We start from the raw sequence: 26374 nt of genomic DNA, 5'->3' as shown, positions 1-26374 counted from the left end.
ACGGCGGGAAAGGCGCTCATTACCCATGGGTTACCCAGCCGCGAGCGGGGTCAGACAGTGCCGTGCGTCTCCCGTCGGCCGCCTCCGGCGCGCTCTGACGCCAGGCCCGTGGCTGGGCCAGGACCCGGGCGAGGGACTCCACCACCTCGGGAGCGTAGTCGTCGGCGGTGCCGAGGCGCAGTTCCTCCAGCGCTCGCAGAGGTCCCTCGGGGCCGGCGTCCCTGGCCTTCTCCTCGTAGGCGTTCACGACCCGGATGATCCGGGCGGCGACCGGCTGTTCGCGGTAGCCGTCCGCCTGCCGTTCCACCATCACGGCGACGGCCGGTGCCACGCCCGTCTGCCGTACCACCGCCCCGCCGAGCAGCGCGATCCGCCGCTGTTCCGCGACGGGCAGCCCGGCCGTGGCACCGCCCGGGACCGGGTCGACCAGGCTGAGCTGGCCGATGTCGTGCATCAGGGCCGCGTACTCCAGCACGGTCAGTTCCCCGCCGGTCAGGCCCAGGTCGCGCCCGACGGCGAGACTGAGCGCGGCCACGCGGCGGGCGTGCCCGGCGGGGGTGTACCCGGCTATCTCGGTGGCGCGGGCGAGGGAGGCGATGGTCTGCCGGTAGGTGGCGCGGACGGCCGCGTAGCGGCGTACGGACAACTGGGTGAGCAGCAGCGGCAGGCAGAACACGGGCAGCGCCCACAGCCCGGCGACGGCGACGCCGAGCGCCATCACCACGCCCGTCGCACAGACGGCGGAGCCGATGCCGAGCAGTCCCTGCAGCTCCTCGCGCAGCAGCGGGCCGAACGGCCAGCGGGTGCGGGAGCGGGCCAGCGCGGCGGCCAGCACGGCGTCGCACAGGGCGGTGAGCAGGAGGAGGGAGACGAGCAGCAGGGCGTAGGCGGGACCGCTCCAGGACCGGAACACGCCCCTGCTGGACAGGGGTTGGAAGCAGACGGCGGCGAATCCGACGGTCAGGACGCGGCGGGCGAGGTGGTCGAGGGTCGGGGTGCGGCCGCACCAGATGTGCGGGACGCCGCCGAGCAGGGAGGCGGCGAGGACCACGGTGACGACCTGCGGCGCGTCGTGCAGCGTCGGGTGTCCCGCGTCGGGCCCGAGCAGGGCGTACGACAGCGATCCGGCGGTGCCCAGCGGTGCGGCCTGCCGCGCGGGGGCTCCGCTCCACCGGGTCAGCTCGCCCACGGTTATGAGCACGCCGAAGGCGAGCGCCACGCCCCGGTCGTCGAGGCCGCTCCACAGGGTGGCGGCCAGGGAGCCGCCGGCGACGAGGGCGGCGGCGCCGTGGACGATCCGCGGGGCGGTCACCGGGGTGCCCCGCTCACCGGCCGCGTGCCCCGGGTCCGCTGCGGCGCCTCGTCGTCGGCGGTGACCGTCGGATGCCACCCGGACCGGGCCAGCGCCCGAACGAGGGCGCCGACCATGCGCGGGTCGAACTGCGCGCCCGCGCAGCGCTCCAGCTCGGCGACGGCCGCCTCGACCGGCCGGGCCCTGCGGTAGGAGCGGGTGGAGGTCATCGCGTCGAAGGCGTCGGCGACGGCGACGATCCGGGCGCACTCGGGGATCCGGCTGCCGGCGAGGCCGTACGGGTAGCCGTTGCCGTCGAGGCGCTCGTGGTGGTGCAGGATCGCGGCGCGGGCCTCGCCGAGGAAGGAGATCCCGCGGACCATCTCATGGCCGTACTCGGGGTGCAGCTCGATGATCCGGCGCTCCTCGGGGGTGAGCGGGCCGTCCTTGCGCAGCAGCCGGGTGGGGACGCCGAGCTTGCCGACGTCGTGCAGGATGCCGGCGAAGCGCAGCACCTCGACCCGGTCGTCGTCCATGCCGAGTTCCCGGGCGATCATCACGGAGGCCTGGCCGACGCGTTCGCTGTGGCCGCGGGTGTAGCCGTCCTTGATGTCGACCGCCTGCACCAGGGCGCGGATGGTGGCCTGGTGGGCGGCGCGTTCGCGGTGGTACTGGGCGAAGATCCACCAGGACACGCACATCGGCAGCAGCACGAGCAGCGCGGCGACCGGGCCGTACGGGCTGCGCCACAGCACGGCCATCATCAGCCCGGCGAGTCCGTGCACGGCGACCGGTGCGAGCGAGCGGGACAGCAGCCCGCGCCAGGCCCGGCGCAACGGGACGCCGAGGGCGGCCGCGCGGATGCCGCCGTCGAGCACGGTGAGGACCAGGCAGAAGGCGAGGACGGCCGCGCCGGCGGGCAGCAGCGCGTACGGGAAGTCGGAGGCGACGACCGCGTCCCGGCCGCCGAGCGCCCAGTGCACCCGGGCGGCTCCCCACACGGCGAGCACGAGCTGCGCGGCCCGCCAGACGCGGCGCGGCAGCGCGGGCCCGTGGTCCACCGGGGTGAGCAGGGCGGCGGGCAGCGGGATCAGCGCGGCGGCCGGCGGCGGCAGCAGGAACGCCCCGGCGAGCAGGACGGGGTGGAAGGTGCCGCCGAAGCGCCGGCGTACGACGTGCTCGCAGGCGGCGTAGAGCGCCACCAGCAGGCCGAGCGCCCACCAGGGGGTGCGTGTCGTCGGCAGCGGCAGGAGGCAGAGCAGCGCCAGCAGGGCGGCACAGGCCACATAGCCGCGTGCCCTCGCAGGTACCGCCTCCATCGCGCCCCTCCCGACCGTGCCGGTCCAGGCTCGGAGCCTAGGGCGGCGGTCGGCGGGTACGGGGCTACGACCTGAGGATTAGCACGTTCGGGTGATACGGCGCGGCTGCTCAGCTCTCCTGGGGCGTCGCCGTCACATCGTGCTCGGGCACGGTCTGGCCGGAGCGGATCAGGTCGATCCGGCCCATCACCTTGGCGCGCAGGTCCGCGGGGACGTCGTCATGCCCGCAGCACCGCTTGACCAGCTTCTTCACGGCCTGTTCCAGGCCGTACTTCTCCAGGCACGGCGAGCATTCCTCGAAGTGGTGCTGGAACTTGTCGCGGTCGATTTCCGGCATCTCGCTGTCGAGGAACTCGTACAGGTGGTCGAGGACCTCGCTGCAGTCCGTCTCGTGCGGCTCTCCGCAGCTCATGAGCCCGAGCCTTTCGCTTCGTTCGACTCTCCGGCGCCCGCCGGGACCAGCCCGCGCTCACGCGCGTAGTCCTCCAGCATGCCGCGCAGTTGACGGCGGCCCCGGTGCAGCCGGGACATCACCGTACCGATGGGTGTCCCCATGATGTCCGCGATCTCCTTGTACGCAAAGCCCTCGACGTCCGCCAGATAGACGGCGATGCGGAACTCCTCGGGGATCGCCTGCAGCGCTGCCTTCACGTCCGAGTCGGGCAGGTGGTCGAGCGCCTGCGACTCGGCGGAGCGCAGACCCGTCGACATGTGCGACTCGGCGCGGGCGAGCTGCCAGTCCTCGATCTCCTCCGCGGCGGAGCGCTGCGGCTCGCGCTGCTTCTTGCGGTAGGAGTTGATGAAGGTGTTGGTGAGGATCCGGTACAGCCACGCCTTGAGGTTGGTGCCCTCACGGAACTGGTGGAACGACGCGTACGCCTTCGCGTACGTCTCCTGCACCAGGTCCTCGGCGTCGGCGGGGTTGCGCGTCATGCGCAGCGCGGCCGAGTACATCTGGTCGAGGAATTCGAGCGCGTCCCGCTCGAAGCGCGCACTGCGCTCGGCGGTGGACTCGGAGTTCGCCTCCGCGCTCACGCCCTGGCCCTCGGGCTGCTCCGCCTGGCCGTTGTCGGTCCCTGCGTCGGTACCGGTGACCGGACCCACCTCCTCAAGATCCCGGGCAGGACCGAGACCGGTCCCACTCGATTCGGAGGATAGAACACGACCCGTCCCTGCCGCCCCTCGAATAGGAGCGGCCTTGGCCGCGTGCAGCACCGTCCAGTCCAGGTCAGCGCTGCTGCTGCGGGCCGGGCAGATGGTCGAACCCATGCGGCGGACTTCCTCTCCCACGACGTCGGTGCCGAGGCCTCAGCACTTCTGTCCGCCACAACAGTGGTCCGCCCCGCGGCATTCCCGGGGGTCACCCGAGTGACGCGGCCCACTCCACGACACCCTCGGTGATGATCTCCAGCGCCCGCTCCTCGCCGATCTGCGCCCGCTTGGGTACCGCGAAGCCGTGATCGCCACAGGGCACCTCGATCAGTCCGTACGGGCCCTCGGGGAACTCCTCCGGCTTGCCGAAGGGGTCGTTGCCGCCCTGGACGACCAGCGTCGGCACCCCGGCCCCGAGCAGCTCCTCGGCCCTGGACTTCTCCGGCTTGCCCGGCGGGTGCAGCGGGAAGCTGAGGGCGAGCACGGCGTGCGCGCCCAGCTCCACGGCGGTCCGGCAGGCGACCCGGGCCCCGGCGCTGCGCCCGCCGGAGATCACCGGCAGCCCGGGCCCGGCCAGGGCGGGCCAGACCCCCCGCCAGCCGACGTCCAGCGTCTTCGGCGCGGGTGCGACCTTCTTCCCGGCCACCCGCCAGGGCTGCTCGACGAGGGCGACGCTCACGCCGTGCGCGGGGAGTGCGCGCGCGAGCGCCTGCAGGTCCCGCGCCTCGATGCCACCCCCGGCACCGTGACTCACGGCGAGGACGAGCGTGGGCTGCTCGGCGTGGTGCCAGGTGACGCGCGCGGTCCCGGCCTCGGTCTCGACAGTCTCGATCACGCTAGAAGAGTGTGCCCTCTTCCGGTGCCGGAAGCTCCTTCAGCAGCTCCGGGCCGTTGTTGCGGACGTTGCTGACGGCCGTGGAGACCGGGTAGGCGCGCATCAGGCCGGGCGGCGGCGGCGCCAGCAGGTCGCGCAGCATGCCGGGGTCGGTGCGGCCGGGGTCGAGCCAGGCGTCCCAGCGGTCCGGGGTGAGCATCAGCGGCATCCGGGGGTGGATGTCGACGAGGGAGCGCGGGCCCTCGGCGGGGGCCACGGCCAGCGGGCTCGTCTCGGCCTCCGTGGTGATCACCGAGCAGGTGGCCCACCAGGCCTGCGGGTGGTCGTCGGGCAGGGTCCGGTCGCGCCAGAACTCGTACAGCCCGGCCATCGCGAACACCGAACCGTCGGCCGGCAGCACGAAGTACGGCTGCTTGCGCGGCCGCTTCTTCTTGCCCTCGACCTCCAGCTCGCGCTCCTGCGCTGCGGTGACCCACTCGTAGTAGCCGTCGGCGGGGACGATGCAGCGCCGGGCGGCGAAGGCACGGCGGTAGGCGGGCTTCTCGTGCACGGTCTCCGCCCGCGCGTTGATCATCCGGGCGCCGCCCTCGGGGGTCTTGGCCCAGGAGGGCACCAGTCCCCACTTCAGCCTGCGCAGCTGGCGAACCGGGCGCGGGGAGTCCGCGTCTTTCAGGGGACGGTCGAGGACGGCGTAGACCTCCTTGGTGGGAGCCACGTTGTAGTCCGGCTCCAGGGTCTCCTCGGGCACCCACTTGTCGATCTCAAAGATTCCTGCGAGATCCTCGGGCCTACGACTGGATGCATACCGTCCGCACATACGTGCCACACTGCCAGACTCCGTACCAGGACAGGAGCCGCTCGGACACATGGACAGCCTCGCCGCCCTCGCGCTGCCCGACCTCTGGGACCGGCTCACCGGCACCCAGCCCGATCCGGACCTGTGGGTGGTCGTGGCCACCGCGGCCGCCGCCCTCGCCGTCGTCGTCCCGCACACGCTGTGGCGGATATCCCGCAACGCGATCACCATCGCGCACGAGGGCGGCCACGGCCTGGTCGCCCTGCTCACCGGCCGGCAGCTGACCGGCATCCGGTTGCACTCCGACACCAGCGGCCTCACGGTCAGCCGGGGCAAGCCGTACGGCCTGGGCATGATCCTGACGGCCACCGCGGGATACACCGCGCCCTCGCTGCTGGGTCTGGGCGGCGCCACCTTGCTGGCCGCCGGCCGCATCACGCTCCTGCTGTGGGTGGCGACGGCGCTGCTGGTGGCGATGCTGGTGATGATCCGCAACGCGTACGGGGTGCTGACCGTGGTGCTGGCCGGGGGCGCCTTCCTGCTGGTGTCCTGGCTGGCGGGGCCCCAGGTGCAGGCGGCCTTCGCGTACGCGGTGGTGTGGTTCCTGCTGTTCGGCGGGGTGCGGCCGCCGTTCGAGCTGCAGATGAAGCGGGCCCGGGGCGGCGCCGGTGACTCGGACGCGGACCAGCTGTCGCGTCTGACGCATGTCCCGGCGGGGCTGTGGCTGTTCCTGTTCCACGCGGTGTCGCTGTGCTCGCTGATCGGTGGGGGCCGCTGGCTGCTGGAAGGTTGACGGCGGGCCGCCCTTATAAAGTGGCCCCATGGCCCCGAACACTGCTCCTCCCGCCCTCTGGCCCGCCCCGCACGCGAGCGGAGCCGTCGACGCGACGGTCCACGTGCCCGGGTCCAAATCGGTCACCAACCGCGCGCTGGTGCTGGCCGCCCTCGCCTCCGAGCCCGGCTGGCTGCGCCGCCCGCTGCGCTCGCGCGACACCCTGCTGATGGCCGGTGCCCTGCGTGCGATGGGCGTGGAGATCGAGGAGGGAGTGGGCCCGGACGGCACGGGCGAGGCCTGGCGGGTGCTGCCGACGGGCCTGCACGGCCCGGCGACGGTCGACGTCGGCAACGCCGGCACGGTGATGCGCTTTCTGCCGCCGGTGGCCGCGCTGGCCGACGGCCCCATCCGGTTCGACGGCGACCCGCGCTCGTACGAGCGCCCGCTGCACGGCGTGATCGACGCGCTGCGCGTGCTCGGTGCCCGGATCGACGACGACGGCCGGGGCGCGCTCCCGTTGACCGTGCACGGCGGCGGAGCCCTGGACGGCGGCCCGGTGTCGATCGACGCGTCCTCCTCCTCGCAGTTCGTCTCGGCCCTGCTCCTGTCCGGTCCGCGCTTCAACCAGGGCGTCGAGGTCCGTCACACCGGCGCGACCCTGCCCTCCGTGCCGCACATCCGGATGACCGTCGACATGCTGCGCGCGGTCGGCGCCCAGGTGGACACCCCGGAGTCGGGCGGCGAGCCGAACGTGTGGCGGGTGACGCCGGGCGCGCTGCTCGGCCGGGACCTGACGATCGAGCCGGACCTGTCCAACGCCCAGCCGTTCCTGGCGGCGGCCCTGGTGACGGGCGGCAAGGTGCTGATCCCGGACTGGCCGGAGCACACCACCCAGCCGGGTGACCGGCTGCGGGAGATCTTCACCGAGATGGGCGGTTCCTGTGAACTGACCGAGTACGGGCTGGTGTTCACCGGTACGGGGTCCATCCACGGTATCGACGTGGACCTGGGCGACGTCGGTGAGCTGACCCCGGGCGTCGCGGCGGTCGCCGCCCTCGCCGACTCCCCCTCGACCCTGCGGGGCGTGGCCCATCTGCGGCTGCACGAGACGGACCGGCTGGCCGCGCTCACCAAGGAGATCAACGAGCTCGGCGGTGACGTCACGGAGACCGCCGACGGCCTGCACATCCGCCCGCGCCCGCTGCACGGCGGCGTCTTCCACACCTACGAGGACCACCGCATGGCGACCGCCGGCGCGATCATCGGCCTGGCGGTCGAGGGCGTGCGGATCGAGAACGTGGCGACCACGGCGAAGACCCTGCCGGACTTCCCCGAGCTGTGGGCCGGGATGCTCGGGCAGTAGGGACACGCCATGCGCCGCTACGGCAAGCACACCGACGAGGACGACATCCGCACCCGTCCCAACCGCAAGGGCAACCGGCCCCGTACCAACATCCGGCCCAAGCACGAGGACGCCGCCGAGGGCCTCGTCCTCACGGTCGACCGCGGCCGGCTGACCTGCCTGGTCGAGGACACGGTCGTCCTGGCGATGAAGGCCCGCGAGCTGGGCCGCAAGGCGGCGGTGGTCGGGGACCGGGTGGCCCTGGTCGGTGACCTGTCCGGCAAGAAGGACACGCTCGCGCGGATCGTGCGGATCGAGGAACGCACGTCGGTCCTGCGGCGCACGGCCGACGACGACGACCCGTTCGAGCGTGTGGTCGTCGCCAACGCCGACCAGCTGGCGATCGTCACGGCCCTGGCCGACCCGGAACCGCGTCCCCGCCTGATCGACCGCTGCCTGGTCGCGGCCTACGACGGCGGTCTGGAGCCGCTGCTGGTGATGACGAAGTCGGACCTGGCCCCGCCGGACCAGCTGCTGGAGCTGTACGGCGCCCTGGACATCCCGTACCTCGTCACCAGCCGCGAGGAGCTGGAGAACGGGGACGCGGCGGACCGGGTGCGGGAGCAGCTGGACGGCAGGGTCACCGCGTTCGTGGGTCACTCGGGCGTCGGCAAGACGACACTGGTGAACGCGCTGGTTCCCGAGGAGCGCCGCCGCATCACGGGTCATGTGAACGCGGTGACGGGCCGCGGCCGCCATACGACCACCTCCGCCCTCGCGCTCCCCTTGATGGGCGCGGACGGCTGGGTCGTCGACACCCCCGGTGTCCGCTCCTTCGGACTCGCCCACGTCGACCCGTCCCGCGTCATCCACGCCTTCCCCGATCTCGAGCCGGGCACAGAGGGCTGTCCCCGCGCGTGCAGCCACGACGAGCCGGACTGCGCGCTGGACGCCTGGGTCGAGGAGGGGCACGCGGATCCCGCGCGGCTGTACTCGCTGCGCAGGCTGCTGGCGACACGGGAGCGCAAGGAAGGCGACTGAGCCGCTGTCGCGTTGTTTGCCGGGGCCCGGTGCCGGTAAGTGCATAATCGCACCGAGCCGGAGATCCGGACCAACGGGAGGACAGCACATGGCGTGGCTGCTGGTCATAGTGGCCGGGATCCTGGAGACCGGTTTCGCCGTGTGCCTGAAGCTCTCGCACGGGTTCACCCGCCTGTGGCCCACGATCGCCTTCGCCTCGTTCGCCCTCGGCAGCTTCGGCCTGCTGACCCTGTCCCTGAAGAAGCTCGACGTCGGCCCCGCCTACGCGGTGTGGACCGGCATCGGCGCCGCCGGCACCGCCATCTACGGCATGGTCTTCCTCGGCGACCTGGTGTCCACCCTGAAGATCGTCTCCATCAGCTTCGTGATCGTCGGGGTGATCGGGCTGCAGCTGTCGGGCTCGGCGCACTGACCACGGGGCGCTGAAGGCGTCGCGCCGCAGTCACGCCGGAGTCACGCCGGGGTCATGCCTCAGTCACGCCGCCAGGCGCGGGACGACCGCTCGGATGAGTTCGGCCATGCCGCCCTGGCCGGGCGGCGCCGCGACGCACGACAGGGCGAGGCGTACCGCCAGTTCGCAGGGGCGGGTCAGCTCGGCGGTGTCGGCGGGGGCGGCGGCGGGACCGGTCAGCGCGGTGACCGCGCGGTCCCGCACGATCCGCACGAAGTCGCGGGGCGTCGGCAGCGGCCCGTCCGCGCGGCGCTGCGCCGGCACCGAGGACGAGGACGGTACGGCGGTGCGGGGCGGGGCGGGCAGCCGTTCGCTCCAGCAGCCGGTGAGCATGGCCCGGATCAGCGCGTTGTCCCGCGCGGCGGAACTCGTCCACTCGGCGACGGCGGTGAGCCGTTCCGTCGGCTCGCCGGGGCCGGCGAGGGCCCGCTCGACTCCGGCCAGATAGCCGTCGGCCTCCCGCCGCACCAGCGCGCGGGCCAGCCCGTCCTTGCTGCCGAACTCGTTGTACAGGGTCTGCCGGGACACTCCCGCCGCCGTGGCCACGTCGACCATCCGCACCGCGGACCACGGCCGGCGCGCGAGCGCCGTGTAGGCGGCGTCCAGTAGGGACTCCCGGGCAGCGGGCATCATCGCCTCCCTGGGGCGGAGCGGCTGTCCGCCCAGATTTGACGCGCTTGTATGCACTGTCAAGGGTTCGCGGTGGTACAGGTGCGCCGCGCCCCCGCCGCGAGGCGAGCCGTTTCGCGGCCGCGCGCGGTTCCGCGCGTCCGATCGGTGCTCCGCCGCCGCAACGCCCGCGCCCCTGCTGGCCCGGTACCGACCACGGCGGATACCGTTCCGTGCATGCCGGACTACCTCGACGACCTGCGCCTCGCCCACGTCCTTGCGGACGCCGCCGACGCCGCCACGATGGACCGTTTCAAGGCGCTCGACCTGAAGGTCGAGACGAAGCCGGACATGACCCCTGTGAGCGAGGCGGACAAGGCGGCGGAAGAAGTCATCCGCGGCCATCTCCAGCGCGCACGCCCGAGAGACTCGGTCCTCGGCGAGGAGTACGGGGTGCAGGGCTCCGGCCCGCGCCGCTGGGTGATCGACCCCATCGACGGCACCAAGAACTACGTGCGCGGCGTCCCCGTCTGGGCCACCCTGATCGCGCTCATGGAAGCGGGCGAGGGCGGCTACCACCCCGTCGTCGGCCTCGTCTCCGCCCCCGCTCTCGGCCGCCGCTGGTGGGCCGCGAAGGGCCACGGTGCCTTCACCGGCCGCAGCCTGACCTCCGCGACCCGCATCCACGTCTCCGGCGTCGGCGAGCTGGCCGACGCGTCCTTCGCCTACTCCTCCCTTTCCGGCTGGGAGGAGCAGGGCCGCCTCGACGGCTTCCTCGACCTCACCCGCCAGGTGTGGCGCACGCGCGCGTACGGCGACTTCTGGCCGTACATGATGGTCGCCGAGGGGTCCGTGGACATCTGCGCGGAGCCGGAGCTCTCGCTCTGGGACATGGCGGCCAACGCGATCGTCGTCACGGAGGCCGGCGGCAGCTTCACCGGTCTCGACGGCCGTCCGGGCCCGCACAGCGGCAATGCCGCGGCGTCCAACGGTCTGCTGCACGACGAGTTGCTGGGGTATCTCAACCAGCGCCAGTGAGGAACGGGACTACTCCCGGTACGCCCTCAACTGGCGCCACGCGCCCCCTTGTTGACCCGCACTTTACCTGGCATGCTGAGTTCACCCCCACTTTGTGAACTTGTGAATCCGTGCACAACGGCAGGGATTCCTAGGAGGTGGCCCCATCCATGCTCGTCCGTGACGCCATGAGCACGGTGATCCTCACCGTCGGCCCCGCCCATACCCTCCGTCAGGCAGCCACCCTGATGTCCGCCCGTCGCGTAGGCGCCGCCGTCGTCCTCGACCCGGACGCCGGCGGCATCGGCATCCTCACCGAACGCGACATCCTCAACTCCGTCGGCCTAGGCCAGAACCCCGACACGGAACGCACCCACGCCCACACCACCACCGACGTCGTCTTCGCCGCCCCCACCTGGACCCTGGAGCAGGCCGCCCGCACCATGGCCCACGGCGGCTTCCGGCACCTGATCGTCCTCGACCGCGGCGAGGTGGCCGGCATCGTGTCGGTCCGCGACATCATCCGCTGCTGGGCCCCGGCCCGGGAGCCCGCGGCGGCGCTCTGAGCCGTCCCGGACAAGCGGAACGGGCCGGACCCCGAGCACCGGGGGGTCCGGCCCGCCTGGAGGCACCCCCCAGGTCCTTGATGCTCCGAGGGAGGCACGGGCGGTGCCCCGACTTGTACGGCCGGCCCACTGCAGCCGACTCAACGCAGCCGACTCAACGCAGCCGGCTCACTGCTGCCGGCTCAGCCGCGCAGCGCCTGCACGGCCGCCTCCAGCCGCTTGCCGAAGCCGGGGTCGGCCTTGCGGAAGTTGCCGACGGCACGCTCGACGATGTCCTCGCGCGAGACGGGCGCGAGCGCGCCCGCGAGGTTTGCGACCAGGCGCTCCTTCTCCTCCTGCGACATCAGCCGGTAGAGGTTGCCCGCCTGTACGAAGTCGTCGTCCTCGGCGTGCGCGGGCGTGGGGTGACCGCCCGTGGCCCCGGCCACCGGGGTGGACCGCCACAGCGGCCGGCCGGTCTGCCGCGGCCCGCCGAAGCTGTTCGGCTCGTAGTTCTTCGCCGCGCCGTGCCGTCCGTCGTAGAGGTGGCCGTCACGGGAGTGGGTGCGCGCCTCGGTGGCGTGCGGACGGTTCACAGGCAGGTGGTCGGCGTTGATGCCGACGCGGTAGCGGTGCGCGTCGCCGTACGCGAAGAGGCGGCCCTGGAGCATCTTGTCCGGCGACGGACCGATGCCCGGCACGAAGTGCGCGGGGTTGAAGATCGCCTGCTCGACCTCGGCGAAGATGTTCCGCGGGTTGCGGTTCAGCTCCAGCCTGCCGATCTCGACGACCGGGTAGTCCGCGTGCGGCCACACCTTGGTCAGGTCGAACGGGTTGAAGCGGTAGGCCGCCGCGTCGGCCGCCGGCATGATCTGCACACCCACGGTCCAGCTCGGGAACTCGCCGCGCTCGATCGCCTCGCGCAGGTCGCGCTGGTGGGAGTCGGGGTCCTGGCCGGCGAGGGCGCCGGCCTCCTGCGCGGTGAGGTTCTTGATCCCCTGGTCGGTCTTGAAGTGGTACTTGACCCAGAAGACCTCGCCGGCATCGTTGTTCCACTGGAAGGTGTGCGAGCCGAAGCCGTCCATGTGCCGGTACGACGCCGGGATGCCGCGATCGCCGAACAGCCAGGTCACCTGGTGGGTCGACTCCGGCGACAGCGACCAGAAGTCCCACACGTTGTCGGCTTCCGTGGAGCCGGTGCAGGGGTCGCGCTTCTGGGTGTGGATGAAGTCCGGGAACTTGATCGCGTCCCGGATGAAGAACACCGGGGTGTTGTTGCCGACGAGGTCGTAGTTGCCCTCCTCGGTGTAGAACTTCAGCGCGAAGCCGCGCGGGTCACGCACCGCGTCGGCCGCACCGAGGTTGCCGGCCACCGTGGAGAAGCGCAGGAAGACCTCGGTCTCCTTGCCGGCCTCGGAGAGGAAGGCGGCCCGGGTGTACGGCGTGACGTCGGCGGTCACCGTGAAGGTGCCGTAGGCGCCGGCACCGCGTGCGTGCACCACCCGCTCCGGGATGCGCTCCCGGTTGAAGCGGGCGAGCTTCTCGAGCAGGAGCTGGTCCTGGACGAGGACCGGTCCGCCGACGCCCGCCGTCTCGCTGTTCTGGTTGTCGGCGACCGGAGCACCGGCCTCCGTGGTGAGCGGTCCCTGCGTCACGCGCGCCTCCTGCGTCATTGCTGACTGGTCCTGTCCCAGTCCTGCCCCATGGCCAAAGCCATTCGCGATCCTACATTGGACTAAGTCCAAGTCAAACATCGTTCCAATCTCACACCTATTCCCGTCCTGGTCCCCCTTCCTGTTAGGCTTGTGGCCATGAGCGACCTTCTGGAACGGCTGCGTGGACGCGGATGGCGGATGACCGCGCAGCGGCGCGTCGTGGCCGAGGTGCTCGACGGCGAGCACGTCCATCTGACGGCCGACGAGGTCCATGCGCGGGCTGTCGTGAAGCTGCCGGAGATCTCCCGGGCGACCGTCTACAACACGCTGGGTGAGCTGGTCTCGCTCGGTGAGGTGCTGGAGGTCTCGACGGACAAGCGCGCCAAGCGCTACGACCCGAACGCACACCGGCCGCACCACCACCTGGTGTGCGCCCGGTGCGGTGCGATCCGCGACGTCCACCCCACGGGTGACCCGCTGGCCGACCTCCCCGACACGGAGCGCTTCGGCTTCACGGTGTCGGACGTCGAACTGACGTACCGCGGGCTGTGCCCGGACTGCGCGAAGGCGTAGCCACCGCTTCTTCGCAGAGCCCCGGCGACCGCCGGGGCTCTTTGCGTGGCCGGCGTGCCCGCTCCTTGCACGCACGCCCTCGCACGCGCAACAAACACCGAGGGCCGGAACCCATCTCTGGATTCCGGCCCTCGGCCTTCAGTAGCGGGGACAGGATTTGAACCTGCGACCTCTGGGTTATGAGCCCAGCGAGCTACCGAGCTGCTCCACCCCGCGTCGGTGAACACGACATTACGTGAGGGAGGTCGACGGAAGCAAATCAGTTACCGGAGACGTGGCCGGGCTCACGCCGAGAGCTCCTCCCGCAGCGCGTCCCGCAGCCGCCCCGCCCGCTCCGAGACCTCCGCCGGCCCCAGCTCGACGGCCCTGGCGGCCCACGTCTGCCCCTCGGCCAGCTCGCCACGACGCGCGTAGACCAGGGCCAGCCGGAGCGCCGCCCGGCCGTGCCCGGCGTCCGCCGCCCGCGTCCACCACACCGCCGCCTCCGGCTCGCTCCCCTCCCGCGCCAGCAGCAGCCCGAGGTTGAACGCCCCGTTGCGGGATCCGGCCTCCGCCGCCGCCCGGTACCACCGCGCCGCCTCGACCACGTCGCCGCGCGCCGCCGCGAGCATCCCGACGCGCACCTGCGCCCGCCGGTGCCCCTGCGTGGCCGCCCGCTCGTACCACTCCTCGCACTCGGTCTTCTCGTGCACGATCTCGCCCAGCTCGTGCGCCGGCTCCGGCGGGCGACGGGCGTCGAGCAGGGTGGCCAGCCGGTACGCGCCCTCCGCGCTGCCGCCGCCCGCCGCGCACCGCAGATGCCGCTCGGCCTCGGGCTCGTCGCCCTCGCGCAGCCGGGCGATCCCGACCTGGAGCGCGGCCTCGGTGTGCCCGGCGGCGGCCGCCCGCTCGTACCAGCGCAGGGCCATCGCCTCCTCGCCGCGTCCGGCGTAGAGGATGCCGAGGTTGAAGGCGGCGTCCACGCTGCCGGCCTCGGCCGCCTTGGAGAACCACGGCTCGGCGCCGGTCGTGTCGCCGCCCTGGAGCAGCAGGATGGCCAGCGCGTTGGCGGCCTCCCGGTGCCCGGCGTAGGCGGCCCTGCGGTACCACTGCTCGGCCTGCGTGGTGCGCCCCTGCTCGGCGCAGAGCAGTCCGAGGTTGTACGCGCCGTTGTCGTCACCGGCGTCCAGTGCCGCCCGGTACCAGCGCTCGGCGGTCTGCGTCTCGCCGCGTTCGGCGTGCAGCGCGCCCAGCGCGTTGGCCGCGTTGCCGTCGCCGTCCTGGGCGGCGCGCAGCCACCACACGGCGGCGCTCTCGGTGTCCCCGGCGTCGCGCAGCAGGAAACCGAGCGCGCAGGCGGCCCGGGACTCGCCGTCCTTGGCGGAGGTCAGGTACCACCGCCCCGCCTCCTTCAGCTCCCCGCGCTTCTCCAGGATCGCGCCGAGGTGCAGCGCGGCACGCCGGTGGCCGCGCGCGGCCGCCTGCCGGTACCACTGCTCGGCCTCGGCGACAGCGTTGTCGGACGCGGTCTCGTCCTCGCGGCCCGCGGCGCTGTCGAGCGTGCGGGCCAGCCGGTAGGCGGCCTCCCGGTGTCCGCGTTCGGCCGCGGCGCGCATCCAGTGCTCGGCGCCGACGTCACCGCGGTGCTCCAGCAGGTCGGCGAGCGCGTAGGCGCCGAGGACATGGCCCTGCTCGGCGGACTGACGCAGCCAGTACTCGGCGGCGGGCTCGTCGCCTCGCTCGCGGTGGTAGCGGCCCAGCGCGTGCGCGGCGGCGGCGGAACCGGCGACGGCCGCGATGCGCCACCAGCCGGCCGCCTCCTCGGGGTAGCCGCGCTGGTGCAGGAGGACACCCAGGTTGTTCGCGGCGGCCCGGTCGCCCGCCGCGGTGGCGGCCCGCAGATGGGGTTCGGCTCCGTCGAGGTCGCCGCGGCGCAGCAGCATGGCCCCGAGGACGCTCGCCGCCTCGGCGTCGCCGCTCTGTGCGGCCAGTGCGAGGCGTACCTCTTCCGCGGCGTCCCCCGTCTCGGTCAGCTCGTCGCGGGTCGGCTCCTCACCGGAAGTCTGCACAAATCGCCCTGACTCGAACAGAGTTGCCTTGTCCCCCATAACGTCCATCGTCGCACCACCTGCAACCTGGGTACACCCGGTATACCGCAGCCCGTGAGGTCACTTCAGCGTTTTGTCGACATGCCCACAGGACGACAAGTCAAACACACCCCACCCAACTCCCCACGGCGGCGCGGCCGTCCCTCCCCTCAGTACATGAGTTCGCACACCACGAAGGCCCGGATCCTGAGGATCCGGGCCTTCGACTGCAGTAGCGGGGACAGGATTTGAACCTGCGACCTCTGGGTTATGAGCCCAGCGAGCTACCGAGCTGCTCCACCCCGCGCCGTTGCCCGGCAACCGTATCACGACACCGGGGCGGCTTGATCAACTCCCGTTCTTGCCGCTGGTCCCGTCCGGCTTGGACTGTGCGCCCTCGGCTCGCTTCAGCGCGTCCTGGAGATCCTTCTGCGCCTTCGCGTACGCGCCCCAGTCCGGCCCGTCCTTCAGCGCCTGCTGCCCGGCCTCGAAGGCCTTCTGGGCGTCCTGCAGCGCCTGTTTGACCGTCGGGTTGCCGGTGCCGGGCGGGCTGGTGGTGCCGTTGTCCGGTGGTGTGGTCGTCGAGGCCGCCGTACCGAAGACCTTGTCGAGTGCCTCGCCGAGCGTGTTCTCGAACGCGGTCCTGCCGTTGTAGGAGACGAGCACCTTGCCCAGCAACGGGTACTTCAGCTTGCCGCCGAGGACGTAGACCGGCTCCGCGTACAACAGTCCGTCGTCGAGCGGCACGGTCAGCAGATTGCCGTACTCGACCTTGGAATGCCCGCGGGTGAGCAGACTGATCGTCTCCGCGATGTCCGGCCGGGAGTTGAACTGGCTCTGCACCTGTTTGGGGCCGTCGGCCGTCGTGCTGGTCGGCAGTTTCAGAATTCTGATCTTGCCGTAGTCACTGGTGCCCGGGTCGGAGTCGACCGCCATGAACGCGCTGAGGTTGTCACGTCCGTTCGGCGTGAACGTCGTCGTCAGCGAGAACGACTGCTTGCTCTGGTCCGGCATCTTCATGCTCAGGTAGTACGGCGGCACCGCGCTGCCCGAGTCGTTGGTCGGGTCGTTCGGCACCTGCCAGACCTCGCTGCCGGTGAGGAACGTCTGCGCGTCCGTCACGTGGTAGCGGCTGAGCAGCTCGCGCTGGACCTTGAACAGGTCCTGCGGATAGCGCAGATGGGCCAGCAGGTCCCCGGAGATGGCGCTCTTCGGCCGCACCGTGCCCGGGAACGCCTTCATCCAGGTCTTCAGTACGGGGTCCTTGGTGTCCCACTGGTACAGCTTGACCTCGCCGGTGTACGCGTCGACGGTCGCCTTCACCGAGTTGCGGATGTAGTTGACCTGGTTCTGCTGGGCCACCACCGCCCGGTTGTTGTTGGCGGCGGTGAGCGAGTCGGCCGTCGTATCGCCCAGGGTCGTACGGGAGGAGTACGGGTAGCCGTTCGACGTCGTGTACGCGTCGACGATCCACTGGACGCGGCCGTCCACGACCGCCGGATAGGCGTCCCCGTCGATGGTCAGCCAGGGTGCGACCGCCTCCACGCGCTCCTTGGGCGTGCGGTTGTACAGGATCCGCGAGCCCTTGCCGATCGCGCCGGAGTAGAGGATCTGGGGCTCGTTGAACGCCACCGCGTACGCGGCCCGGTTGATCGGGCTGTCGAGGTTGACGCCGCTCTTGCCGGTGTAGCTGGTGGTCTTCTCGTCGCCGTTGTCCGCCGAGTAGTCGACCTCCTTCTGCGGTCCGCCGACGATGGAGTACGTGGTGGTCTTCTCGCCGTAGTAGACGCGCTGTTCGTACGTGCCGAGCTCGCCCTTGGACGGCAGGCCGGACTCGGCGAAGACGGGCTGGCCCTGGTCGTCGGCGTCGGTGCCCCGGGCGGCGACCACGCCGTAGCCGTGCGTGTAACGGAAGTGGTCGTTGATCCAGTTGTTCTTGGGGACGCCGTCGAGGTTCAGCTCGCGCAGACCGATGACGGTGTCCTGGTCCTTGCCGTCCTTGGCCGGATACCGGTCGACGTCCAGGTTGGTCGGGAAGGCGTAGTAGTTCTTCATCTGCTGCGCCTGCTGGAACGTCGGCGAGACGATGTTCGGGTCCATGATCCGGATGCTCGCCGCGTCGTCCGCGTCGCCGCGCAGCTTGCTCTTGTCCGTGGCGGTGGACTTGCCGGCGTACTCGGTGACCTTGGTGTCGTCGATGCCGTACGCCTCACGGGTCGCCTTGAGGTTCTTCTGGACGTACGGGGCTTCCTTGGCCTGCTCGTTGGGCTCGACCTGGAACTTCTGCACGATCGCCGGGTACAGGCCGCCGATCAGGATCGCCGAGAGGACCATCAGGCCGAAGCCGATGACGGGCAGCTGCCAGGTGCGCCGCCACAGCGTGGCGAAGAACAGCAGGGCGCAGATGACGGCGATGCAGAACAGGATCGTCTTCGCCGGCAGATAGGCGTTGGCGTCGACGTAGCGCAGGCCGGTCCAGTTGCCGGTCGTCTTGAAGTCGCTGGACTTCACGGCCAGGCCGTACCGGTCGAGCCAGTAGGCGACCGCCTTGAGGGCGACGAAGACGCCGAGCAGCACCGACAGATGCCCGGTCGCGGCGGCGGTGGCCTTCGCGCCGGGGCTGGTGACGCGCAGCCCGCCGTACAGGTAGTGCGTGAGCGCGGCGGCGATCAGGCACAGGATGGCGGCGGCGAAGCCGAACCCGAGCAGGAAGCGGTACCAGGGCAGGTCGAAGGCGTAGAAGGAGACGTCGAGGTGGAACTGGGGGTCCTTCTGGTGGAAGGGCACGCCGTTGACCCACATCAGCCAGGTCCGCCACTGGCCGGCCGCGGAGGCGCCGGCGATCAGGCCGACGAGGGCGGTGACGGCCAGCAGCAGCCACTTCTTGTACGGCGCGATGCCCATCCGGTAGCGGTCGAGGCTCTGCTGCTCCATGGACATGGCGCTCAGCGGGGGCCGCAGCCGGTGCGCGAGCCAGATGTTGACACCCACCGCGACCGCCATCAGCAGACCGAAGACGGAGAAGAGGCCGATCTTGGTCCACAGTGTGGTCGTGAACACGGACGAGTAGTGCACCGACCGGTACCACAGCCAGTCCGTCCAGAAGCCCGCGAACATGGTGAACGCCATGCCGAGGACGGCCAGGACGCCCAGTGTCATGAGCAGGGCCCGGACCCGCCGGGACGGGCGGCCCGCCGTGATCCGTGGCCCCGTCGGGCCTCCGCCGCGGTCCGGCATCTGGAAAGCCAAGGTGCGCACCTCGAAGTTCGCTGTCGATCCGTCAGGCCCTCGTGTTCGCGGACCCGCCGTGGCCCCCCGTGATCGCGGGCCAACACCTATGCAACTTACTCACGCTTTGCTCGGTTCCCGATTCGGGCCGGGAACGAGGCAGGATTGTGACCATGTCCAACACTCCCATGGCAGCGAGCCCGCTCACCCGGGCCGTACTCGAGATCGACGAGTACGTCTCCGGCCTCGGCTGGGACCAGCCCGCCCGCCTCTTCGCCCTTGTCGACACCGCACGGCTGCGGGATCAGGAACCCGCGCTCGCCGCCCAGCTGGGCCTGGAGGACGAGTCCGCCTCCACCGGTCTCACGCCGATCGAGCAGGACGAGATCCCGTCCGGCAAGCCGCTGGACGAGTTCCTCGGCACCATCGCCTGGCCCGACGCCGTGACCGGCTGCGCGCTGTCGGTGGAGCGGCTGATGCTGCCGCCGTCCGCCGAGGCGCAGGTCCCCGAGAACCTGAGCGAGGCCAGGCTGACCAGGTGGGTGGCCGAGCACCCCGAGCGCCAGGAGGTGCGCATGACGGTCGCGGTGCTGCGCGACGGCGGCCGGGAGTCGGCGCTGCGGCTGCGCGAGAAGGACACCGCGACGGAGGTCCTGACCGGCCCGGACCTGGTGCCCGGCCTGGCGGAGGCGCTGGCCGCGACGTTCGAGGACTGACGGCCGGCGTCCGCGCGGCCGCCGGTCCGGTACGGCGCCGGCGGCGGGGGCGCACCTGCCAGGGGCGCCCCCGGCCGTGTCACCGGCCGCTCAGCCCCTGGTGGTGCACCTGGGCAGCGCGGCGGTGTTCCCGCCGCGGATGTCCTTCAGCGCGTCCAGCGCGTCCCCGATCGTCCTGACCTTCACCAGCCTGAGCCCGCCCGGGGTGTCCTTGGCGGCGGCCGCGCAGTTGTCGGCCGGCGTCAGGAAGTACTGGGCGCCCTTGTCGCGCGCGCCGACCGTCTTCATCTCGATGCCGCCGATCGGGCCGACCTTGCCGTTGTCGTCGATGGTTCCGGTGCCGGCGACGAACTTGCCGCCGGTGAGGCTGCCCGGGGTCAGCTTGTCGTAGATGCCGAGGGCGAACATCAGACCGGCGCTGGGGCCGCCGACGTCGGCGAGCTTGATGTCGATGTCGAACGGGAAGGTGTGGTCGGTCCCGGCGGAGATCCCGACGACGGCCCGCTTGGCGCCGCTGTCGTTCGAGGTGGTCGTGGTGATGGTGACGTCCTGCGTCGTCGTCGCCGTCCTGTGCGCCTTCTCGGCGGCGGCCTGCTCCTTGGCGGGGATGACGGTGAAGACGACGTTCTGCCCGGGCTTGTGCCTGGTGACGAGCTTGGACACGTCCGAGGGCTGCTTCACGGCCGTGCCGTCGACAGCCTTGATCACGTCACCGGCGTGCAGCCTGCCCTGGGCCGGCGAGCCCTTGACGACGGTGGAGACGATCACCCAGGACTTCACCGGGACGCCCAGTTCCTTCAGGGCGGCGACCTTGGCGCTCTCCTGGGACTGGCTGAACTCCTCGGCGTTCTGCTGCGAGGACTGCTCCTCTGTCGTCCCGTTCGGGTAGAGCGTGTCGTGCGGGACGATCTTGGTGTCGGGGTCCAGCCAGCCGTAGACGGCCTGCACCAGGTTCATCCGGAAGTCGGCGCTGGTCACCCTGACGGTCGTCATGTTCAGATTGCCGTCGGTCCTGTACGTCCGATGTCCGGTGATCTGCAGCACCGGCTCGCCGTCGTGGTCCCCCAGCGTGTTCACGGTCGGGCCGGGGGACATCTCCGCGTAGGGCACGGGGATGAGCACTCCGGCGCACAGGAGCGCGATCAGCATCAGGGTGGAGGCGAGCATCGTCGCGGTGCGGCGTGGCATGCCACGACAGTACGGGACGCCTCTGTCAGCGCACCGTCAGGGCACCCCGTCACGCGCCGTCGGCACCCGTGTGGGACCTCTCCATGGCCTCGCGGAACCGGGCATAACCGTCCAGCTCCGGGCCGTCCCCGCGCACCTTGCGTGTCCGATTGGCCCAACTGCCCCACAGCCCGCCGCCGACCGCGGCCACCAGCGGAATCAGCAGCCAGACAAGCGCCCCCATGCCGACCTCCCAACGCCACGAGCGTCCGCAACTGACTGATCAGCAGATTAACCATCCGCACGGACAACGCTCACGCCAGGGGGTCAGTTACGCAACCCGGGGGACGGGGATGCTCCGAGTGACCGACGCTTCGGGTGACGGGCGTCGGCGGGCGCCGGCCCGTGGTGGCCGGCAGGCACCGCCCCCGGGGTCAGCAGGCGCCGACCCACTCCTGCGTGCCGTCGGAGAACTTCTGGTGCTTCCAGATGGGCACCTCGTGCTTGAGGTCGTCGATCAGCTTGCGGCAGGCGTCGAAGGCCTCGGCGCGGTGCGGGCAGGCGACGCCGACGACCACGGCGAGCTCCCCGACCCGCAGGTCGCCGACGCGGTGGACGGCGGCCAGCGCCCGCACCGGATACTCGGCCACCACCTTCTCGGCGATCCGCCGCATCTCGGCCTCGGCGCTGGGGTGGCAGGAGTACCCGAGCGCGTCCACGTCGGCGCCCTCGTCGTGGTTGCGCACGGTTCCCACGAACAGGGCGATGCCGCCGGCCGCGTCGTCCCCGACGGCCCGGAACACCTCGTCGACGGAGAGTGCGCTCTCCCGGACGCCGATCAGCTTGATGGGATCCTGCGCCCCCTGCTCACCGGGGTGCTCGTTCGCGTGTGCCATGCCCCCCATCGTGCCGCACGCCCGTGACGGCGGGGAATACGAGATTCACCAGGCACACGCGTGTGCTGTCTTGGATGCTCGTACGACATGGCCGCGGGGCGTTCGTGCCGGGGCACGCCTCACGCGCGCCGCCGGGCCTTCCGGGCGCGCCGTACCACCGCCGCCGCGCCCAGCAGGGCCACCGTCGCGCCCGCGGCCCCCGCGGCCGTGGCGTCCTTGCGCCCGAGCCGCCGTCCGGCGACCGTGTGCCGCCCGGAGACCTCTTCCAGCAGTTCCGCGAGGACCTCCTCGTTGGTCCACGTCGGCCGCCACCCGGCGTCGTGCAGCCGGCTCCCGCTGACCACCCACGGGTGCATGGTGTAGGCGAGGTCCCCCGCCGGAGACGGTGTGAGCCCGATCCGGTGCAGCCGGGCCGCCGCGCCCAGCGCCACGGCCGACGGCAGCTCCATCCGGCGGATCCCGCTCAGCTCCTCGACCTCCTCCTGCTCCAGCCACCCGTCGCAGCCCACGGCCAGTTCCCCGTCGACCTTCTCCAGGACGGCGTACTCCAGAGCACTGCACAGGTCCTCGACGTGGCAGAACTGCCACACGGGCCGCGAGCCGGCGACGACGAGCAGCCGCGGCGACTCGAAGTACCGGGTCAGCGCGGTGTCGGTACCGCCGACCAGCACGGCGGGCCGTACGACGGTGACGTTCAGCCCCGGATGCGCCCGCGGCGCCCGCCGCGCCAGCCGTTCGATCTCCAGCAGGTCGCCGACACCGGTGGCCTCGGCGGTGGCGCGCAGCTCGGCGTCCTCCGAAAGGGGCAGCTCGTTGTCCGGCAGGGCGCCGTAGACCATCGCCGAGGTGCAGAGCACGACCCGGTGCACACCGGCCGCCGCGGCGGCCGTCAGCACGGTCTGCGTCCCCCGGACGTTGTAAGCGGTACGGGCGGCCGGATCGGTCTCCAGGTCGAGGTCGAGCGCGAGGTGGACGACGACGTCGGCGCCCCGCAGCTTGTCCGCGATGGCGGGGTCGCGCACGTCGAGGATGTGCCACTGGGCGTCGGCGCACTCGCCGCGCCGCTCGTCGATGGCGATGACCTGCTTGATCTCCTCGGAGGCGGCCAGCCGCGCGGTGAGCAGGGCGCCGACCCCGGTGGCAGCGCCGGTGACCGCGACGACGGGGCCGCGCACGGCGTGCGGGGTTGCGAGGTTTCGCGCTGCGCGAACCTGCGGATCTGGGGAACTCACCGGGCGTCTCCAGCGGTTGTCTTCGCATACGGGCGCGACTGACGCGTACGTACCAGGTGCATCCATCCTGCCGCAGGCTTGGCGTGGGCGAAGCACCGAGGCCCGATCGGGTCCGGGTGTCTACGCTGGGTGGTGTTGTCGGGCAGCCGCGCCGCCGGAGAGAACCGGTGGCCTTACCAGCCGAGGAATCCCGTGAGTGACACCCCATTCGGTTTCGGCCTTCCGCCGGAGGAGCCGGAGGACGGCGACGAGGGCAAGAAGAAGGACCCGCAGAGCGGTGGTGGGCAGGGACCGGCCAACCCGTTCGGTTTCGGCGGCCTGCCCGGAGCCGGAGGCTTTGGCGGCCCCGGCGCCGACAATCCGCTCGCAGCGATGTTCGGTTCGCTGAACCCCACGGATCTGGGTGCCGCGTTCCAGCAGCTGGGCCAGATGCTCTCCTACGAGGGCGGCCCGGTGAACTGGGACATGGCCAAGCAGATCGCCCGCCAGACCGTCGCGCAGGGCACCCCGGACGGCACGAAGGACGCCAGTGTCGGGCCGGCCGACCGCAGGGCGGTCGAGGAGGCCGTCCGTCTCGCGGATCTGTGGCTGGACGACGCGACGTCCCTGCCGTCGGGCTCGGCCTCGGCGGTGGCCTGGTCCCGCGCGGAGTGGGTCGAGGCGACGCTGCCCGCCTGGCAGGAGCTGGTCGACCCGGTCGCCGAGCGGGTGGGCGCGGCCATGGGCGACGTCCTGCCGGAGGAGATGCAGGCCATGGCGGGCCCGCTGATCGGCATGATGCGCTCGATGGGCGGCGCCATGTTCGGCACGCAGATCGGGCAGGCCGTGGGCGTGCTCGCGGGCGAGGTCGTCGGTTCCACCGACATCGGCCTGCCGCTCGGCCCGGCCGGCAAGGCCGCGCTGCTCCCGGCCAACGTGGAGGCGTTCGGCAAGGACCTCGGCGTGCCCCAGGAGGAGGTGCGGCTGTATCTGGCCCTGCGCGAGGCGGCCCACCAGCGTCTGTTCGCGCACGTGCCGTGGCTGCGCTCGCACCTGTTCGGCGCGGTCGACGGGTACGCGCGCGGGATCAAGGTCGACACCGCCAAGCTGGAGGACGTCGTCGGCCAGTTCGACCCGCAGAACCCCGAACAGCTCCAGGACGCGCTCCAGCAGGGCATGTTCCAGCCGGAGGACACGCCCGAGCAGAAGGCCGCCCTGGCCCGTCTGGAGACCGCTCTGGCGCTCGTCGAGGGCTGGGTGGACGCAGTGGTCCACGCGGCGGCGAAGCCGCGTCTGGCGTCCGCCGACGCCCTGCGTGAGACGCTGCGCCGCCGACGCGCGACCGGCGGTCCGGCGGAGCAGACGTTCGCCACGCTGATCGGCCTGGAGCTGCGCCCGCGCCGGCTGCGCGACGCCTCCCGCCTGTGGGCCTCGCTCACGGACGCGCGCGGGGTCGACGGCCGGGACGGCCTGTGGGCCCACCCGGACATGCTGCCGACGGCCACCGACCTGGACGACCCGGACGGCTTCGTGCACCGCGAGCAGCTGGACTTCTCCGAGCTGGACAAGATGCTGGGCGAGGCGGCGGACGGCTCTCACGGCAGGCCCGACCTGCGCAAGAAGGACGACGACGGCAAGGGCGACGACACCGAGTGAGCCTGCACGACGACGCGGTCCTCGTCCTCAAGGAGCACGAGGGCCAGGGCGAGCTGCGCCGAACCTACCTGGACCACTTGGCCGCCCACCCGGACGGCATGTGGAAGGCCTGTCGTGCGGGCCATCTCACGGCGAGCGCTCTGGTGATCGATCCCTCGCGCGAGCGCGTCCTGCTCACCCTCCACAAGAAGCTGCGCATGTGGCTGCAGATGGGCGGCCACTGCGAGCCGGGCGACGCCTCGCTCGCGGCGGCGGCCCTGCGCGAGGCGGCCGAGGAGTCCGGCGTGCCCGGGCTGGCCCTGCTGCCCGGCGGGCCGGTGCGCCTGGACCGGCATCCGATCCCGGCGCCGTGCCACTGGCACTTCGACGTCCAGTACGCGGCCCTGGCGCCGCACGACGCCGAGCACGCGATCAGCGACGAGTCACTGGACCTGCGCTGGTTCGCCTACGGCGAGGTGGCGGACGTGGCCGACGCGTCGGTCGTACGCCTGCTGGAGGCGACCCGCGCCAGACTCTGAACGGGCAAGGGGTGAGCGCCCGTGCGGCCACCCCTTGCCCGCTGCCCGCGGTTCAGCTCCAGACGTTGCCCTGGTTCTGCCCGCGCGCCCCTTGCTGCCCCATCCCGAACTGGGCGGCGAGGCCCTGCCCGATCACAGCGTTCTGCGGCGGCAGCAGCTCGCTGGGCTGGACCAGCGCGAACCCGGACCCCATGAAGCTCAGCTCCCAGCCCTCACCGGTGTTGCCGCGCCGGCGCCACACCCCCGAGGAGTGCGTCTGCGCCTGCATCTGCACGCGCAGACCGGTGGACCAGGCGACGATCGCGTCCGCGTCGCAGTTGACGTACCTGTCGGGCGTGACCTGCATCAGCAGCGGCGAGCCGGAGGTCATCAGGGCGACCTTGCCGCGCCCGGTGATGTTCAGCTGGTACTTCCCGGAGCCGGAGATGCCGTAGAGGCTGTCGACGGCGATGACCTCGTGGTGCAGCGAGGAGTCCATGGCGAGGACGTAGGAGCTGTCGACGGTCAGTCCGTCCTGCTCGACGTCCATGATGTGCACGTGCTGGGCGAGGTTGGCGAGGTACACCGTGCCCTGTCCGTGACAGCGCATCAGGTCCAGGCCCTCGCCGGTGTACGCACGCGCGCGTGCCTGGTTGTTGCTGCGGTACTCGGCGTCGAACTCGACCAGGCCCTGGTAGGCGACCATGGTGCCCTTGCGGGCGAGGATGTCGTCGTGGCCCTCCAGGCCGACGCGGAGCAGCTGCGAGTTCTGCAGGCTCCAGCGCTCCTGCGTCTGGAGTTCGTTGTACGCGAAAAGCGGGCTCTGCATGGCTTTCTGGCTCCCCCTCAGCCCCGGATCCGGAGGCGGTCGGTGCTGTCCTCGCTGGGCTGGACGACGACGATGCCCTGGCCGGAGAAGGCCATCTGGTAGGCCTCCCCGCTGCCCCGGCCGATCAGCGACTGGGCCTTGAAGCTGCGCTTGCCCTTCACCTTCAGATTGGGCGACCAGGCGACGAGCGCGTCCGGGTCCACGTACGTCTCGTTCTCGCCGCCGCCGCAGTCGACGACGATCGGCGTGCCCCGGGAGGTCAGCGCCACCCAGCCCTGTCCGGAGATCTTCGTGTTCCACAGGCCCTGCCCGGCGAACTTCGCGAGCCCCTTGACCCGTTCCACGCCCCAGCTGAGGTGGGCGTCGAAGGCGAGCAGGTTGGTGGCGTTGACGGAGATGCCGTCGCCGCCCAGGTTGATCACGACGACATCGGCGCCGTAGTCGGCGAGGTAGAGCAGCCCGTCACCGGTGCACTTCATCAGCGGGGCGCCCTCGCCGGTGATCCAGTCCCGGGCGATCTGCCGGACGGCCGGCGGGTTGGGCTCGTACTGGACGAAGCCTTCGTAGGCGACCATCGACCCCACCCGCGCGAGGAGGTCGTTCCCGGTCTGCATGGCGACCTTGAGCATGTGGTTGCCGTGGTTCTCCATGCGGGCGGTGACGGGTGCGGGGGCGAAGCCCGCGAGCGGCTGGTTCATGACGGGCTC

At 71.7% G+C, this 26374-nt stretch carries 26 protein-coding genes and 2 tRNA genes; 10 read left to right on the top strand and 18 right to left on the bottom strand.

All coding sequences use genetic code 11. The features are described from left to right. Window positions 1-19 precede the first annotated feature (19 nt). The 6 genes from ABZ919_RS30260 to ABZ919_RS30235 all read right to left on the bottom strand — a co-directional run bounded on the left by ABZ919_RS30260 (window position 20) and on the right by ABZ919_RS30235 (window position 5414). A complete protein-coding gene (locus tag ABZ919_RS30260) occupies window positions 20-1312 on the bottom strand; it encodes a metal-dependent phosphohydrolase (protein ID WP_361253798.1) in 1293 nt (430 codons plus the stop codon). Further along, complete coding sequence (locus ABZ919_RS30255) at window positions 1309-2610, bottom strand: HD-GYP domain-containing protein (protein ID WP_361253796.1); 1302 nt, start codon at window positions 2608-2610, stop codon at window positions 1309-1311. Before ABZ919_RS30255 ends, ABZ919_RS30260 begins: the two co-directional genes overlap by 4 nt. A gap of 109 nt (window positions 2611-2719) precedes the next feature. Further along, window positions 2720-3022 (bottom strand): mycothiol system anti-sigma-R factor, encoded by a 303-nt coding sequence (gene rsrA / locus ABZ919_RS30250; RefSeq protein ID WP_361253794.1) that lies wholly within the window; start codon window positions 3020-3022, stop codon window positions 2720-2722. Continuing rightward, window positions 3019-3714, bottom strand: coding sequence for an RNA polymerase sigma factor SigR (gene sigR / locus ABZ919_RS30245; RefSeq protein WP_361253792.1), 696 nt, complete (start codon window positions 3712-3714; stop codon window positions 3019-3021). Before sigR ends, rsrA begins: the two co-directional genes overlap by 4 nt. Window positions 3715-3970: 256 nt before the next feature. After that, on the bottom strand, window positions 3971-4597 hold the full coding sequence (locus ABZ919_RS30240; RefSeq protein WP_361253790.1) for an alpha/beta family hydrolase: 627 nt from the start codon (window positions 4595-4597) through the stop codon (window positions 3971-3973). 1 nt (window position 4598) lies between these two features. Beyond that, window positions 4599-5414 carry an SOS response-associated peptidase gene (locus ABZ919_RS30235; protein WP_361253788.1) on the bottom strand — a complete coding sequence of 272 codons (816 nt, stop codon included), beginning with the start codon at window positions 5412-5414 and terminating at the stop codon, window positions 4599-4601. Between the two features lie 49 nt (window positions 5415-5463). On the opposite strand from ABZ919_RS30235, the gene ABZ919_RS30230 reads away from it, so the two are divergent. From ABZ919_RS30230 to ABZ919_RS30215, 4 genes are all read left to right on the top strand, one after another. Next, a complete protein-coding gene (locus ABZ919_RS30230; protein ID WP_361253786.1) occupies window positions 5464-6186 on the top strand; it encodes a M50 family metallopeptidase in 723 nt (240 codons plus the stop codon). Between the two features lie 28 nt (window positions 6187-6214). Next, window positions 6215-7531 (top strand): 3-phosphoshikimate 1-carboxyvinyltransferase, encoded by a 1317-nt coding sequence (gene aroA, locus ABZ919_RS30225; protein ID WP_361253784.1) that lies wholly within the window; start codon window positions 6215-6217, stop codon window positions 7529-7531. 9 nt (window positions 7532-7540) lie between these two features. Next, window positions 7541-8551, top strand: a complete 1011-nt coding sequence (gene rsgA / locus ABZ919_RS30220) for a ribosome small subunit-dependent GTPase A (protein ID WP_361253782.1) — start codon at window positions 7541-7543, stop codon at window positions 8549-8551. Between the two features lie 88 nt (window positions 8552-8639). Continuing rightward, a complete protein-coding gene (locus ABZ919_RS30215; protein ID WP_073889359.1) occupies window positions 8640-8963 on the top strand; it encodes a multidrug efflux SMR transporter in 324 nt (107 codons plus the stop codon). A gap of 63 nt (window positions 8964-9026) precedes the next feature. Here the strand turns inward: ABZ919_RS30215 and ABZ919_RS30210 are convergent, their stop codons facing one another. Continuing rightward, on the bottom strand, window positions 9027-9635 hold the full coding sequence (locus ABZ919_RS30210) for a TetR/AcrR family transcriptional regulator (protein WP_361253780.1): 609 nt from the start codon (window positions 9633-9635) through the stop codon (window positions 9027-9029). A gap of 213 nt (window positions 9636-9848) precedes the next feature. Between ABZ919_RS30210 and hisN the strand changes: the two genes are divergently transcribed. Continuing rightward, window positions 9849-10649, top strand: a complete 801-nt coding sequence (gene hisN, locus ABZ919_RS30205; RefSeq protein ID WP_361253778.1) for a histidinol-phosphatase — start codon at window positions 9849-9851, stop codon at window positions 10647-10649. A gap of 149 nt (window positions 10650-10798) precedes the next feature. Further along, window positions 10799-11194 carry a CBS domain-containing protein gene (locus ABZ919_RS30200; RefSeq protein WP_361253776.1) on the top strand — a complete coding sequence of 132 codons (396 nt, stop codon included), beginning with the start codon at window positions 10799-10801 and terminating at the stop codon, window positions 11192-11194. Between the two features lie 182 nt (window positions 11195-11376). Here ABZ919_RS30200 and ABZ919_RS30195 read toward each other — a convergent pair whose 3' ends face one another. After that, window positions 11377-12828 (bottom strand): catalase, encoded by a 1452-nt coding sequence (locus ABZ919_RS30195; RefSeq protein WP_361253774.1) that lies wholly within the window; start codon window positions 12826-12828, stop codon window positions 11377-11379. 156 nt (window positions 12829-12984) lie between these two features. On the opposite strand from ABZ919_RS30195, the gene ABZ919_RS30190 reads away from it, so the two are divergent. Then, window positions 12985-13401 (top strand): Fur family transcriptional regulator, encoded by a 417-nt coding sequence (locus tag ABZ919_RS30190; RefSeq protein WP_361253772.1) that lies wholly within the window; start codon window positions 12985-12987, stop codon window positions 13399-13401. A gap of 142 nt (window positions 13402-13543) precedes the next feature. Here ABZ919_RS30190 and ABZ919_RS30185 read toward each other — a convergent pair. The 4 genes from ABZ919_RS30185 to ABZ919_RS30170 all read right to left on the bottom strand — a co-directional run bounded on the left by ABZ919_RS30185 (window position 13544) and on the right by ABZ919_RS30170 (window position 18704). Continuing rightward, window positions 13544-13617 (bottom strand) — tRNA-Met (locus tag ABZ919_RS30185). Window positions 13618-13685: 68 nt separating this feature from the next. Further along, the gene (locus ABZ919_RS30180) at window positions 13686-15497 is read right to left on the bottom strand and encodes a tetratricopeptide repeat protein (RefSeq protein ID WP_361253770.1); all 1812 of its coding nucleotides are present in this window, start codon (window positions 15495-15497) and stop codon (window positions 13686-13688) included. A 203-nt stretch (window positions 15498-15700) separates the two neighbouring features. Then, window positions 15701-15774: transfer RNA gene (locus tag ABZ919_RS30175), tRNA-Met, on the bottom strand. 41 nt (window positions 15775-15815) lie between these two features. Further along, a complete protein-coding gene (locus ABZ919_RS30170; protein ID WP_361253885.1) occupies window positions 15816-18704 on the bottom strand; it encodes a UPF0182 family protein in 2889 nt (962 codons plus the stop codon). A 164-nt stretch (window positions 18705-18868) separates the two neighbouring features. Between ABZ919_RS30170 and ABZ919_RS30165 the strand changes: the two genes are divergently transcribed. Next, on the top strand, window positions 18869-19411 hold the full coding sequence (locus tag ABZ919_RS30165; protein ID WP_361253768.1) for a PPA1309 family protein: 543 nt from the start codon (window positions 18869-18871) through the stop codon (window positions 19409-19411). Window positions 19412-19501: 90 nt separating this feature from the next. On the opposite strand, the gene ABZ919_RS30160 is transcribed toward ABZ919_RS30165, so the two are convergent. From ABZ919_RS30160 to ABZ919_RS30145, 4 genes are all read right to left on the bottom strand, one after another. Beyond that, window positions 19502-20599, bottom strand: a complete 1098-nt coding sequence (locus ABZ919_RS30160; protein WP_361253766.1) for a PDZ domain-containing protein — start codon at window positions 20597-20599, stop codon at window positions 19502-19504. Between the two features lie 49 nt (window positions 20600-20648). Further along, entirely contained in the window at window positions 20649-20822 is a 174-nt protein-coding gene (locus tag ABZ919_RS30155) for a hypothetical protein (protein WP_361253764.1), read from the bottom strand. Window positions 20823-21012: 190 nt separating this feature from the next. Further along, window positions 21013-21474: a molybdenum cofactor biosynthesis protein MoaE gene (locus tag ABZ919_RS30150; RefSeq protein ID WP_361253762.1), complete on the bottom strand. Its 462-nt coding sequence runs from the start codon at window positions 21472-21474 to the stop codon at window positions 21013-21015. Between the two features lie 119 nt (window positions 21475-21593). Further along, the gene (locus ABZ919_RS30145) at window positions 21594-22706 is read right to left on the bottom strand and encodes an SDR family oxidoreductase (RefSeq protein WP_361253760.1); all 1113 of its coding nucleotides are present in this window, start codon (window positions 22704-22706) and stop codon (window positions 21594-21596) included. 192 nt (window positions 22707-22898) lie between these two features. Here ABZ919_RS30145 and ABZ919_RS30140 point away from each other — a divergent pair, with 192 nt between their 5' ends. Together ABZ919_RS30140 and ABZ919_RS30135 are read left to right on the top strand one after the other, a co-directional pair. Next, a complete protein-coding gene (locus tag ABZ919_RS30140) occupies window positions 22899-24341 on the top strand; it encodes a zinc-dependent metalloprotease (RefSeq protein ID WP_361253758.1) in 1443 nt (480 codons plus the stop codon). Next, window positions 24338-24859 (top strand): NUDIX domain-containing protein, encoded by a 522-nt coding sequence (locus ABZ919_RS30135; protein WP_361253756.1) that lies wholly within the window; start codon window positions 24338-24340, stop codon window positions 24857-24859. Before ABZ919_RS30140 ends, ABZ919_RS30135 begins: the two co-directional genes overlap by 4 nt. A 52-nt stretch (window positions 24860-24911) precedes the next feature. On the opposite strand, the gene ABZ919_RS30130 is transcribed toward ABZ919_RS30135, so the two are convergent. Further along, on the bottom strand, window positions 24912-25667 hold the full coding sequence (locus tag ABZ919_RS30130; RefSeq protein ID WP_361253755.1) for an AIM24 family protein: 756 nt from the start codon (window positions 25665-25667) through the stop codon (window positions 24912-24914). A gap of 17 nt (window positions 25668-25684) precedes the next feature. After that, window positions 25685-26365 carry an AIM24 family protein gene (locus tag ABZ919_RS30125; protein WP_361253753.1) on the bottom strand — a complete coding sequence of 227 codons (681 nt, stop codon included), beginning with the start codon at window positions 26363-26365 and terminating at the stop codon, window positions 25685-25687. Window positions 26366-26374: the final 9 nt, after the last annotated feature.

The sequence above is a fragment of the Streptomyces sp. NPDC046759 genome (assembly GCF_040645475.1).
Lineage (GTDB): Bacteria > Actinomycetota > Actinomycetes > Streptomycetales > Streptomycetaceae > Streptomyces.
Note: the sequence above shows the minus strand (reverse complement) of the source record. Positions and strands in the feature narration are given on the sequence as shown.

Excerpts from the sequence above, each read along its gene's own strand:
- ABZ919_RS30230 (WP_361253786.1), top strand. The coding sequence starts at position 5,464 with ATGGACAGCCTCGCCGCCCTCGCGCTGCCCGACCTCTGGGACCGGCTC.
- ABZ919_RS30180 (WP_361253770.1), bottom strand. The coding sequence starts at position 15,497 with ATGGACGTTATGGGGGACAAGGCAACTCTGTTCGAGTCAGGGCGATTT.
- ABZ919_RS30130 (WP_361253755.1), bottom strand. The coding sequence starts at position 25,667 with ATGCAGAGCCCGCTTTTCGCGTACAACGAACTCCAGACGCAGGAGCGC.
- ABZ919_RS30190 (WP_361253772.1), top strand. The coding sequence starts at position 12,985 with ATGAGCGACCTTCTGGAACGGCTGCGTGGACGCGGATGGCGGATGACC.
- ABZ919_RS30255 (WP_361253796.1), bottom strand. The coding sequence starts at position 2,610 with ATGGAGGCGGTACCTGCGAGGGCACGCGGCTATGTGGCCTGTGCCGCC.
- ABZ919_RS30125 (WP_361253753.1), bottom strand. The coding sequence starts at position 26,365 with ATGAACCAGCCGCTCGCGGGCTTCGCCCCCGCACCCGTCACCGCCCGC.
- rsgA (WP_361253782.1), top strand. The coding sequence starts at position 7,541 with ATGCGCCGCTACGGCAAGCACACCGACGAGGACGACATCCGCACCCGT.
- ABZ919_RS30150 (WP_361253762.1), bottom strand. The coding sequence starts at position 21,474 with ATGGCACACGCGAACGAGCACCCCGGTGAGCAGGGGGCGCAGGATCCC.
- ABZ919_RS30165 (WP_361253768.1), top strand. The coding sequence starts at position 18,869 with ATGTCCAACACTCCCATGGCAGCGAGCCCGCTCACCCGGGCCGTACTC.
- ABZ919_RS30160 (WP_361253766.1), bottom strand. The coding sequence starts at position 20,599 with ATGCCACGCCGCACCGCGACGATGCTCGCCTCCACCCTGATGCTGATC.
- ABZ919_RS30210 (WP_361253780.1), bottom strand. The coding sequence starts at position 9,635 with ATGATGCCCGCTGCCCGGGAGTCCCTACTGGACGCCGCCTACACGGCG.
- aroA (WP_361253784.1), top strand. The coding sequence starts at position 6,215 with ATGGCCCCGAACACTGCTCCTCCCGCCCTCTGGCCCGCCCCGCACGCG.
- ABZ919_RS30215 (WP_073889359.1), top strand. The coding sequence starts at position 8,640 with ATGGCGTGGCTGCTGGTCATAGTGGCCGGGATCCTGGAGACCGGTTTC.
- ABZ919_RS30235 (WP_361253788.1), bottom strand. The coding sequence starts at position 5,414 with ATGTGCGGACGGTATGCATCCAGTCGTAGGCCCGAGGATCTCGCAGGA.
- hisN (WP_361253778.1), top strand. The coding sequence starts at position 9,849 with ATGCCGGACTACCTCGACGACCTGCGCCTCGCCCACGTCCTTGCGGAC.
- ABZ919_RS30200 (WP_361253776.1), top strand. The coding sequence starts at position 10,799 with ATGCTCGTCCGTGACGCCATGAGCACGGTGATCCTCACCGTCGGCCCC.
- ABZ919_RS30155 (WP_361253764.1), bottom strand. The coding sequence starts at position 20,822 with ATGGGGGCGCTTGTCTGGCTGCTGATTCCGCTGGTGGCCGCGGTCGGC.
- rsrA (WP_361253794.1), bottom strand. The coding sequence starts at position 3,022 with ATGAGCTGCGGAGAGCCGCACGAGACGGACTGCAGCGAGGTCCTCGAC.
- ABZ919_RS30170 (WP_361253885.1), bottom strand. The coding sequence starts at position 18,704 with ATGCCGGACCGCGGCGGAGGCCCGACGGGGCCACGGATCACGGCGGGC.